Source organism: Oleiphilus sp. HI0128 (assembly GCF_001635365.1).
Map to the genome: position 1 here is coordinate 1 of NZ_LWGG01000470.1, position 10,978 is coordinate 10,978.

Annotated in this window: 11 protein-coding genes and 2 tRNA genes; 10 read left to right on the forward strand and 3 right to left on the reverse strand. The window is 44.0% G+C overall.

Going from position 1 to position 10,978, the window contains the following annotated elements; genetic code table 11:
* Window positions 1-18 precede the first annotated feature (18 nt).
* From tolB to nadA, 6 genes are all read left to right on the forward strand, one after another.
* Window positions 19-1,320 carry a Tol-Pal system beta propeller repeat protein TolB gene (gene tolB, locus A3763_RS05680; RefSeq protein ID WP_068511018.1) on the forward strand — a complete coding sequence of 434 codons (1,302 nt, stop codon included), beginning with the start codon at window positions 19-21 and terminating at the stop codon, window positions 1,318-1,320.
* 174 nt (window positions 1,321-1,494) lie between these two features.
* Complete coding sequence (gene pal / locus A3763_RS05685) at window positions 1,495-2,082, forward strand: peptidoglycan-associated lipoprotein Pal (RefSeq protein ID WP_231872114.1); 588 nt, start codon at window positions 1,495-1,497, stop codon at window positions 2,080-2,082.
* A gap of 5 nt (window positions 2,083-2,087) precedes the next feature.
* The gene (ybgF, locus tag A3763_RS05690; protein WP_068511016.1) at window positions 2,088-2,990 is read left to right on the forward strand and encodes a tol-pal system protein YbgF; all 903 of its coding nucleotides are present in this window, start codon (window positions 2,088-2,090) and stop codon (window positions 2,988-2,990) included.
* Between the two features lie 114 nt (window positions 2,991-3,104).
* Window positions 3,105-3,180 (forward strand) — tRNA-Lys (locus A3763_RS05695).
* A gap of 123 nt (window positions 3,181-3,303) precedes the next feature.
* Window positions 3,304-3,379 (forward strand) — tRNA-Lys (locus A3763_RS05700).
* Window positions 3,380-3,639: 260 nt separating this feature from the next.
* Entirely contained in the window at window positions 3,640-4,680 is a 1,041-nt protein-coding gene (gene nadA / locus A3763_RS05705) for a quinolinate synthase NadA (protein WP_068507815.1), read from the forward strand.
* Between the two features lie 35 nt (window positions 4,681-4,715).
* Here nadA and A3763_RS05710 read toward each other — a convergent pair whose 3' ends face one another.
* Window positions 4,716-6,155, reverse strand: coding sequence for a M48 family metalloprotease (locus tag A3763_RS05710; protein WP_068507813.1), 1,440 nt, complete (start codon window positions 6,153-6,155; stop codon window positions 4,716-4,718).
* 180 nt (window positions 6,156-6,335) lie between these two features.
* On the opposite strand from A3763_RS05710, the gene A3763_RS05715 reads away from it, so the two are divergent.
* Together A3763_RS05715 and A3763_RS05720 are read left to right on the forward strand one after the other, a co-directional pair.
* A complete protein-coding gene (locus A3763_RS05715) occupies window positions 6,336-6,572 on the forward strand; it encodes a sulfurtransferase TusA family protein (protein WP_068507810.1) in 237 nt (78 codons plus the stop codon).
* 84 nt (window positions 6,573-6,656) lie between these two features.
* Window positions 6,657-7,724, forward strand: coding sequence for an AI-2E family transporter (locus A3763_RS05720; protein WP_068633754.1), 1,068 nt, complete (start codon window positions 6,657-6,659; stop codon window positions 7,722-7,724).
* Between the two features lie 51 nt (window positions 7,725-7,775).
* Here the strand turns inward: A3763_RS05720 and A3763_RS05725 are convergent, their stop codons facing one another.
* Both A3763_RS05725 and A3763_RS05730 read right to left on the reverse strand, forming a co-directional pair.
* Entirely contained in the window at window positions 7,776-8,237 is a 462-nt protein-coding gene (locus A3763_RS05725) for a peroxiredoxin (protein ID WP_068507806.1), read from the reverse strand.
* A gap of 49 nt (window positions 8,238-8,286) precedes the next feature.
* Window positions 8,287-8,829 carry a glycine cleavage system protein R gene (locus A3763_RS05730; protein ID WP_068507804.1) on the reverse strand — a complete coding sequence of 181 codons (543 nt, stop codon included), beginning with the start codon at window positions 8,827-8,829 and terminating at the stop codon, window positions 8,287-8,289.
* Between the two features lie 179 nt (window positions 8,830-9,008).
* Here A3763_RS05730 and dapA point away from each other — a divergent pair, with 179 nt between their 5' ends.
* Together dapA and bamC are read left to right on the forward strand one after the other, a co-directional pair.
* A complete protein-coding gene (gene dapA / locus A3763_RS05735; protein ID WP_068507802.1) occupies window positions 9,009-9,884 on the forward strand; it encodes a 4-hydroxy-tetrahydrodipicolinate synthase in 876 nt (291 codons plus the stop codon).
* Complete coding sequence (gene bamC, locus A3763_RS05740; RefSeq protein ID WP_068507801.1) at window positions 9,884-10,954, forward strand: outer membrane protein assembly factor BamC; 1,071 nt, start codon at window positions 9,884-9,886, stop codon at window positions 10,952-10,954. The genes dapA and bamC overlap by 1 nt, the downstream gene beginning before the upstream one ends.
* Window positions 10,955-10,978: the final 24 nt, after the last annotated feature.

Below are 10,978 nucleotides of genomic sequence, written 5' to 3' on the forward strand. Positions count from 1 at the left end.
CGAAATTCTGAGGTTTGAATGAAGAAGTTTCTAATACTGATATTAACTGCATTTGTATCGGCAGCAGTAAATGCCGAGCTTGTAATCGAAATAGAGGTGGGCTCGGCAAGTGCTCAGCCTATTGCGATCGTTCCGTTTGCAAATAAAAATGCATCGCCATTGCCTGAGGATGTATCCAAAATTATTGCAAACAATCTTCAACGAAGTGGTGATTTTGATACCTTGCCGACCTCGCGTATGCTCGGCTTACCTGAACGCTTCGACCAGGTGCACTTCAGAGACTGGCGTAGGCTAGGGCAGAGTTATATTGTTGTTGGGAGTGTCACGCATCAAAATGGTTCTAAGCAGGTAATAGTAGACTATGAACTTGTTGATATCTTTACTCAAAAATCTCTCATTAGCGAGCGAGTAAAAGCAAGCCCTACAAGCCTTAGAAAAACAGCGCATTATATTAGTGACCGTGTGTATCAGCAGATTACGGGTGTCCAAGGCGTGTTTTCTACCAAGATCGCATATATAACCGTTAAAGAGTTAACCAACAAGCAGCGTCAGTACCGCCTAAATGTTGCAGATGCTGATGGGAAAGGGGCTTATACACTGTTTACTAGTCGCGAGCCTATGTTGTCTCCTTCATGGTCTAATGATGGGCAGCACCTGACTTACGTGTCTTATGACTCTGGTCGCCCAGCAATTTACATTCAGCATGTGATTTCAGGAAATCAAAGAAAGGTGACCTCGTTTAAAGGCTTGAATGACTCGCCTATGTGGTCGCCAGATGATTCCTCTCTGGTAATGACCTTGTCGAAAGATGGCAACGCCGAGTTATATAGTTATGACTTGGCTCGTGATCGCACTGAGCGATTAACATTCGACTCAGGTATTGATACCGAGGCAAGCTGGTCACAGGACGGTAAAAGTGTCGTATTTACAAGTGACAGGGGCGGGAGCCCACAGGTTTATCGTATGTCTCTGAGAGATCGTATTCCGGAGCGCTTGAGCTTTGTTGGGAAGTATAATACCAGGCCTCGCTACAGCCGCGACGGTAATAGTATTTTTTACGTCCACAAAAGTACCGAGCCGGGTGATCAAGGTTTTCATATTGCAGAAATAGATATCGAGACGGGGGATCAAAGAATTCTCACCTCAACATCGCTGGATGAGTCGCCAAGTGTTTCACCAAATGGGCGTATGATTATATATTCGACCTTGCGCGGTGGTAGCAAAGTTTTAGCGGTGGTATCGGTTGATGGTGGTGCGAAATATTTTTTACCATCTAATAAGGGCGATGTGCTGGAGCCTGCCTGGTCACCTTTTTTGTAGATTATTAATTATTGGATATAAACCGGTAAAAATAAAAGCTTTTCGCTAAAACCCGCTTGTGTTTTATAGTGCATCCGGTAAGCTTTGTATGATAATAAGTCAAATGATTTTAGTGTGAAAAGCGTACGATTTGACAAAGAATACTTGAATCCCCACCAAAAAAATGAAGGTAAGATGATGAAATTAAATTCGATCAAGCTGTTCCTGGCGCTTATTTTTTCGATTTTAGTACTAACTGGTTGTGAAAGCTTAAGTACTGAAGATGAGTTCACTGCAGACGAAGTTCCAGCTGCACAAGACGAAAACCAATCTGAAGACAGTGCTTCAACCGGCGGTACAGTTTCAGGTGCACCAGACGCTGATCAAATTAGTGTTGAAGAGCAGGCTGCTCAAAGAGCTAAAGAAGCTGCTATGGCCGAGCAAGCCGCTTTGCGTGAAATGAGAACTTTTTACTTTGAGTTTGACCAGTCAACTGTTAAGTCTGAGTCACGTCCTGCATTGGCAGCTCACGCGGCTTACTTATCTGCTAACCCATCGTCAAAAGTTGTGATTGAAGGTCACTGTGATGAGCGTGGCACTAAGGGTTACAACGTTGCATTAGGTGAGCGTCGTGGTAACTCGATTGCTAAATTCCTAATTGTAAATGGTGTTTCTAAAGCTCAAATTGAAGTAGTTAGCTACGGTGAAGAACGTCCTGCAAATGCTGGCCATAACGAAGCAGCATGGGCTCAAAACCGAAGAGCTTATATTGAGTATCAATAATCATTATGATGATTGATAAGACTCTCGCGCGGAGCTGTTTTTCAGCTCCGGCGCTATTACCAGTTACCCTCCTGTCCTTTCTTGTTATTTCTGCTCCTCTTTCTGCGCGAACACTAATTTTTCAGTCAGAACAAAACAATTCTGCGCCCGAAGCGTCAGCGCCTGCTGAACAAACAGCGTTGCCTTCGGCTCGGCCTGTTAGTGCGCCTGTCGCACTGCCGGTTCAAAGCTCTGCAAATAGTGAATTGTTTTTTATGATCGAGGAATTGCAGCAGCAGCTTAAGGCTCTTAGAGGTGTTGTAGAAGAGCAAGCTAATGAGATACGTCACTTAAAGCGAAATGCGAAGGCTAGATATCTTGACCTGGACTCAAGAGTGTTGGCTTTGTCCAAGCAAGCCAAGTCAAGTGGGTCGAGTTCTACTGTTTCCAATACATCCTCAGTCGTTTCGCCTAGCCTAAGTGTGAATGGAGAGTCAGAAGGTACGAAAGCAAGTGTTGTTACTGATGTCGCTGTCGAGCCCAAAAAAGCCAGTTCGGCTGAAGCAAAGCAGGCATATCAAGAGGCTTATGGGCTTATCAAAGACAAAAAGTTTGACGAGGCGGTTACAAGTTTCTACACGTTTATCGAGAAATACCCAGATGGGCCTTTAACAGGTAATGCCTATTATTGGTTGGGAGAGATTTACTTAGTCTTACCTCAGCTAGAGCAGGCTAGACAAGCTTTCTCTATCGTTGTGCAGGCATACCCTGGTCACAGTAAGGTTGCTGACTCTCTATTTAAGCTTGGTGTGGCATATGATCGCTTACAGAACCCGACTGAGTCTCAAAGATACTTAAGTGAGGTTCAAAAGCAATTTCCTGATAGTACCGCTGCCAAACTAGCAAAAAGTTATAAGATCAATCGCTAAGCGACTGAATTTTATAGATTTTTCGTATAATTTTATAAAACTGTAAAACTAATGTAATTTTTTTGAAATTGCGCTTGTTATTTTCTTAAAAATCATTACTATATGCGCCTCATCGGGTCGTTAGCTCAGTTGGTAGAGCAGTTGGCTTTTAACCAATTGGTCGCAGGTTCGAATCCTGCACGACCCACCATTTTTCTCCGCTGTTCTAATGTAGAGAAGTTGGTGGCAACAGAGCCGATCGATGAGCATAAAATGTTGAAAAACATTGTCTAAACTTGATGTTACTAGCATCGCTAGTTCACAAGATTCCAGCGGGTCGTTAGCTCAGTTGGTAGAGCAGTTGGCTTTTAACCAATTGGTCGCAGGTTCGAATCCTGCACGACCCACCATTCCCTTCGAAAGTCCGCTGTCCCAATATTTCCAGCTAATTCATTAGTTTTAACATATAGTCATTTGTTAGTCTGCGCTCGCTGCTTCGATCTGCTTGCGTTGGTACTCAATCAATTATAGATTTTACTGTCACAAGGATTATACTATGGCACCCAAATTTTAGGTGCAGCTTCACATTAGTGTATTGTGTGTTTGAGTGGCTTCTAGTTAGTAAGAAAAATAGATTCGAACTTTAGATATATCTTTAGATAGGAACGACATGGCAAGTATTGAAGATCGCGTTTTGGTTCAAGAGCATTTAGCGCATGAGCATCTCTCGGCTAGAGAATTAGATCAGGCCAAGGTTGCAGATTACAAAGAGAAGATTAAATCGCTACTTAAAGAAAAGAACGCCGTTATCGTTGCGCATTACTATACAGATCCTATTGTACAGGCATTGGCTGAAGAGACTGGGGGATGCATTTCAGACTCTCTAGAGATGGCGAGGTTTGGTAAGGAACACTCAGCTGAGACTCTGTTGGTTGCTGGTGTGCGCTTTATGGGCGAAACGGCAAAGATACTCAGCCCGGAAAAAACTGTACTAATGCCAACGCTCGAAGCGACTTGCTCACTAGATATTGGCTGCCCGATTGAACAGTTTGAAGAATTTTGTGACCAGCACCCTGATCGAACTGTCGTTGTTTACGCTAACACGTCCGCCGCTGTTAAAGCCCGTGCAGATTGGGTAGTCACCTCAAGCATGGCCTTAGAGCTTGTAAGTTATCTTGATAAACGTGGTGAAAAGATACTGTGGGGGCCTGATCAGCATTTAGGTAACTACATAGAGAAGCAAACAGGGGCTGACATGGTAATGTGGCAGGGTTCTTGTATTGTTCATGAGGAGTTTAAGGGGCAGGGTATAAAGGACCTTATGAAGGTTTACCCTGATGCCGCGGTACTTGTGCATCCGGAATCTCCGCAAAGTATGGTTGAACTTGCTGATGCGGTCGGTTCAACGACTCAGCTTATCAAAGCGTCGCAAGAGTTGCCGAATCAAGAATTTATCGTCGCTACAGATAACGGTATCTTCTATAAAATGCAGCAGTTGTCGCCTGAGAAAGTCTTTATCGAAGCGCCCACTGCCGGTTCTGGAGCGACCTGCCGATCCTGTGCACATTGCCCGTGGATGGCAATGAACGACCTGGAAAATATGTACTTGGCATTAAGTGAGGGGAGTGGCGAAGTAGAGGTCGACTCCGAATTAAGAGCTGGTGCACTTAAGTCCCTTCAGAGAATGCTAGACTTCTCAGCTACGTTGTAAATAACTTTGGCTTTCCATTCACCCTGTTTGCGCGTTTAAAACAGCGGGTTTTCTTTGATGGCATAGAAGAGGTCCAGTCTTGACTGGATCTTAAGTTCATCAAGCTCACTTGTGGTTTTTTTCAAGGCAAGGCTAAGCTGCTCGATAGCTTGATTCATTCTAGCGGTAAGGTAGAAATATTCTGCTCGTGCTTGGTGCAAATGCGCGATATCACCAGCGAGCCCCGCTACCTCAGCAAGTAAGTACCAAATCTCGGGGTCTTCAGGGTAACGTAGGCTCATTTTAGTGAGTAGATGATTCGATTCCTTAATTTTGTTTGCATCAAGATACGCTTTTGCCAGCGCTCGAGATAAAGAGTAGTTGTGAGGGTTCCTGCTTAATTGTTGCTCAAGGGTGCTGATTGCATCGGTGTGGCGGCTGGCATTGGATAATGCTTGCGCATAGATGGTGTTGATCGATATCTGGTTAGGATACTGCTCTAATAGTTTTTCCAGAAGCTCAATCGTTTTGAGGGGCTTGGTTTTTAGGTGAGCATAGGCAAGGCCAAATGTCGCGGTACTAATTTGTGTCGTATTACCCTTTTGCAGAATATTGTTGAAGTATTCAACTGCAGCTTGCCTGGATTCCGCATAGTCACTAATGATCATGTTTTTACTAAAGTGAAAGTCAATGTCATCTCGATAGCGTGCTCTGGGGTACTGCTCAGCCCTCCCTCGCGTATCACTAATTCGCGTATCGGACAGAGGGTGTGTTGATAGATATTCTGGGAGGCTCTCTGCTCTGAGCCCTGTTTGTTTGTACATGCGTTCAAACATCTTTGGCATTGCTCGCGGGTCGAAAGCTGAGTTTGCTAAAATCTTAATACCTAGGCGGTCAGCCTCTTGTTCGTTTTTGCGTGAAAACTTTAGTTGTTTCTCTGCACTAAGTGCCTGAGTGCTTGCCAGTGCAGCGACGCCAGCTTCTGAACCAGCTGTCGCAGCAATAATTGCGCTTGCCAGAAAGCCGGCGAGTGTCAGTGGCGCCGCGAGCTTTTGTCGTTCGAGCATGCGGGCGTAGTGTCGTTGGCTGAGGTGGGCGAGTTCGTGAGCAATAACGGATGCAAATTCTTGTTCGGTATTGGCGTTAAAGAATAACCCTGCGTTTACGCCAATAATGCTACCAGGTACTGCAAAGGCATTTAGGCTTGGATTGTCGACAATTGTAATGGTGAAGTCGCGATCGATTACGGCAGAGTTTGGCGCGAGTTTATATACAAGGTTGGTGAGGTATTCGGTGACTAAAGGATTATCATAGGCTTGGGTGTGGCGTCTAAATGTGCGCAACCAAGCGTTGCCTAGGGCTTTTTCTTGCTGGATTGAAACGAGGTTTGACGAGCTATTGCCAAGGCTAGGGATTGTATCAGTGCTCGAGTCTGCGTGAGTGCTCGATATTAGTAAGCAGAGTAGTAAAAAGCTAAGGCTTTGTCGTCGTGGCATCTTCGATTGTATTGTATGGTGTGTTAGGTTCTTAGATATAGGCCGAATTCGGAGCAGATGCAAGTGAATACTTTGTCAGAATGAACTAGGGTGGCAGCTGTCTGAGATTAGCTTGTATAACCTCCTGTCGCTGCTATAAGATGTTCTTTCCTTGGGTTTTGTTTTTATTGATAGGTAGTTATGCAATTCGATTATTTAGTAGATGCTTCTGGTGAGGCCTGTCCGATGCCGTTGCTCAAAGCTAAACAGCAATTAAATAAGATGTCGGCTGGTGAATGTGTCAAAGTGATCGCCACTGATAAGGGCTCCGTTAGGGATTTCGCTTCGTTTATAGCTTTAACAGCTCATGAGTTAATCGAATCTTCTGAAGAAGACTTAGAATCGTCGCGCTTTGTGTACTATATTATTAAGCGCTAAGGCGTTTCATTCCCGCTTAGTATTCTAATTTATGGGCATTGATTTTAGTAAGTGTCCGGTTTCAAACCTCTTTTAGGCAAATTTATGCTCCAGGTATTACGGTCTTGGGTTGACCGATATTTTTCAGACGAAGAAGCTGTTGTGCTTTTGATTTTAATCGGCGCAAGTTTGGTGTTTATATCGCTTTGGGGCGACATTATGGCGCCGGTTATTGCCAGCGTTATCCTCGCATATGTGCTTCAAGGCTTTATTGCTTATCTCGTGTCCAAGGGAATGAACAATAAGGCTGCGATTTACAGTTCTTATATATTATTCCTAGGGGTAGTGTTCGGTTTTATATTTTCGGTAATGCCGTTGGTATGGCGACAGCTCTCATCGTTGGTCGGAGATGCGCCCAATATTCTTAACAATCTTAAATCTCATATTTTTACCCTACAAGAAGATTATTCTCATATTATTACTATATCGGAGCTTGATGCCTTAGTTCAGCAGGCTACAGGAGAGGTTGCTAATTTCGGTCAGTGGTTAGTGTCACAATCTATTGAGGGTGTTCCCGTGTTTATCACGGCTATGATCTATTTGATTGTCGTGCCCTTGTTGGTTTTTTTCTTTGTTAAAGACAGAGACTCAATCGTTAACTCTATTGTCGGTATCTTGCCCAAGAATAGGCGCTTAATGACTCAGGTTTGGGAGGAGATGAATCTCCAGTTCGCAAACTATGTTCGAGGAAAGTTTGTTGAAATCGCGGTTGTAGGTGGAACAACATATATTGGCTTTATTTTTATGGGTCTTAATTATGGGGCTCTATTGGCTATTCTGGTTGGCTTATCTGTTGTTATTCCTTACATTGGTGCCATATTGGTGACAATACCCGTAGCGCTCATTGCCTTATTCCAATTTGGCCTGCATGAAGAGTTTTACTACGTCATGCTAATTTTTCTGGTGATTCAGGTGATCGATGGAAACGTTCTAGTTCCATTGCTATTTTCAGAGGTTGTTAATCTTCACCCAGCGGTAATAATTGTATCGGTATTATTTTTTGGTGGTATCTGGGGGGTGTGGGGCGTGTTTTTTGCCATCCCTCTGGCTACGATGATAAAGGCTGTTGTCACTGCCTGGCCAAGAAGAGGGGGAGTAGAAACTTCTATCTAAACTAGCGAAATTTAGTAATAGTGGCGCTTGTTATGGCGCCACTTCTTTTGACTAGAGACTTTTGCAAGCCTTGAGTACTTCAGCAACATGGCCTTTGACTTTTACTTTGCGCCATTCCTTAACAAGAGTGCCTTCTGCATTGATGATAAAGGTGCTGCGTTCAATTCCCATATATTCTTTGCCGTAAAGCTTTTTAAGTTTAATTACGTCAAAAAGCTTACAAAATTCTTCTTCCGGATCACTGATTAACTCAAAAGGGAATTCATGTTTCTTTTTAAAGTTCTCGTGAGTGCGCATAGAGTCTCTTGAAACACCTAGAATCTGAGTGTTGCAGGCTTCAAATTCTTTAATTGAGTCCCTGAACTCCTGGCCTTCAGTTGTGCAGCCTGGCGTGTTGTCTTTTGGGTAAAAATAAATAACCGTATTTTTGCCCTTTAAGCTGTCATTCGTTATCTCTGTTTCTGACGTTGCTGCGGCAGTGAAGGCACCGACCTTTTCGTTTAAAGTTACCATTTTATGCGTAGCCCTTAGTTGCTGTGTAGTGTTAAGTTAAATAAGTTTGCTAGCGCAAAGGTTCAATGATCGCGTCGAGGTTACGTTCGTCGCAAAAGTCCATAAACTCATCTCTCAAGCTAGCAATGTGAGTATCAGCTGACAGTCGAATTGTCATTGATAGATTAAACATTTGTGTACCGGTGTGCGGGGCACTGTAGGTTCCGGTTTGCAAATCATCAATGTTTATATTCTGAGAGGAAAAGTACTGTGCAATCTCGTGAACGATACCCGGGTTATCCAATGCAACAACGCTAACCGTATACGCTAGTGCAGGGTGGCTGTCCCGCTGCTGTGTTTGCTTCGCAGTGGTGGTAAGACCAAGTGACTCGGACAGTGCTGGTAGGCTCGCTTCAAGTTTTGCTATAGCATCCCAAGCGCCGGAAACCATCATTATCACGGCGAATTCGCCCCCGAGCACTGTCATTCTACTGTCTATGATATTGCATTGGTTGGTCGAGCAGGCTTTTGCTAGCTCATTAACGATACCTGGCTTGTCGGTGCCAATAGAAGAAATAACCAAAAAGTTTGGTTTGTGATCTGTATTGCCCATAATTTCGCCTTAGTTGAGTGGGTTGTTGGACGATATTTTTGTTTCTTTGCCATATAGTAAGGCATGTTTACTTGTGAAAAAACCATCTCGGCATTAACATACGCGATTGTTTTTACTTTGTACCGTTTCAGTATCTGTTTTTGAGTAAAAAGTGCGCAGATATTTTCTTGGAGATCAATATGATTGAAGGCAGCATTGTTGCCCTGGTAACGCCCATGTTTGAAGACGGAAGTCTTGATTGGGAACGTTTGGATTCCCTGCTGGACTTCCATGTCGAAAAAGGAACTAATGCTATTGTTGCTGTTGGTACCACTGGTGAGTCTGCAACGCTCGACCCTGCAGAGCATTGCAGCGTTATCGATCATATAATTAAACGTATTGCTGGAAGAATTCCTGTTATCGCTGGCACAGGCGCAAACTCTACTTCAGAGGCTATTGAACTCACGCGTGAAGCTAAGAAGCTTGGTGCTGATGCATGCTTGCTGGTGGCGCCATATTACAACAAGCCTACTCAAGAAGGCCTATACCTTCATCATAAAGCGATTGCTGAAGCAGTAGAAATTGATCAGATTCTTTACAACGTACCGGGTCGAACAGTTGTTGATATGCAGAACGAGACGGTTCTTCGTTTAGCTGATGTACCTAATATTGTCGGCATTAAAGACGCCACAGGTGATATTGCTCGTGGCAGTGAACTCATCAAGTCCTTAAATGGCAAAATGCCGGTCTATTCGGGTGATGATGAAACTGCTTATAAGTTGATCTTGGCGGGTGCCAAAGGCAATATTTCAGTTACAGCTAATGTACTTCCTGCTGAGATGAGTCAGCTTTGTCGCCTAGCGCTTGATGGTAAGGCTGAGCAAGCTCAAACTTTGAATGATCAGTTGGCGTCAGTTCACGAAGCAATGTTCGTTGAAGCTAACCCCATACCTGTTAAGTTCGCGTTAAATAGAATGGGTCTGATTGGCTCAGGTATTCGCTTGCCATTGACTGAGCTAAGCAAACAATATCATTCGCAAGTAGAGTCTGCGTTAACAGCGAAAAAACTGATTTGATGAGTGATATAACTATTAAAATTATTGCCCGTCGGGCCTTACTGGTTTTTTCTGCTTTCGCATTAACGGCATGTGGGCTGATCAAAGACAGATCTGGGGAGTACAATGCTGCTGAGACAAGCCAAAGGATTACTGTGCCGGAGGGGTATTCAGATCTAAAAATTGGTTCTCGTTATCCTATTCCGAACGTTGATCGTAAAGCGGCCAGTTCTGATCAGGAGGGTTATGAGCTACCTAAACCTCCAAATGCTACGGCAGCTTTAAGTGCAGATCCATATTTGGTTGAGTCAATTGAAGATCAGACCTGGCTGCGCTTGTACTCTTCGCCAGGAAAAGTTTGGCCAATGCTCGATTTTTTTTGGCAAGAGCAGGGCGTAAAAACTAGCCAGCAGTTAATCCAGCAGGGTTATGTAATGACTCAGGCTATTGCCGAAAGCTCACCGTTGTATGAGCTTGTGCGTGAGTCCGGGATGACAGGGCAGGTTGCTTTACTGGCAAACTTACTTCAAGGTGTTAGGCGCAATACTGCCGAGCTACAGGTGAAGCTAGTGCCAGCGGGAGGTGTTCTTACTGAAGCCTCATGGAGTAAGGCTGCATCTTTACCTAAGGTTGAAACAAAGATACTAAATGCGGTTGGCGAGTTTGTTAGTTCAGATGTCCAGCGAAATAGACACTCCCTACTTGCAAATGACATTAGTGGTGAACCACGTGTTTTTTTGCTAGAAGATGATCAAGGCGGAAAGTACCTAAAGCTAAACCTTAGTTACCTTCGGTCATGGAGAGAAGTAGGTAAAGCGCTTAAAGCTTCAGAGGTGCTGGTTTCTGATATAGATCAGTCGCAAGGAAAGTACTTTGTCAGTTATTTAAGTCGAGATGAGCTGGATTCATGGTTTTCGACGGAAGAGCATCGTCAAGAAAAAGCTAAAGAGCATAACTTCTCTATCGAGATATCCGGCAGCGCACTCGAACAGGCTGATGCCTATGAGGTTCGAGTCAAGGCCTTGAATGATAGCTTTGACTCCAATACAGCTACCGAACTATTAACGATTATTTTTGAACACATATCATGATTTGATATGTGTTTATTGCCTAAA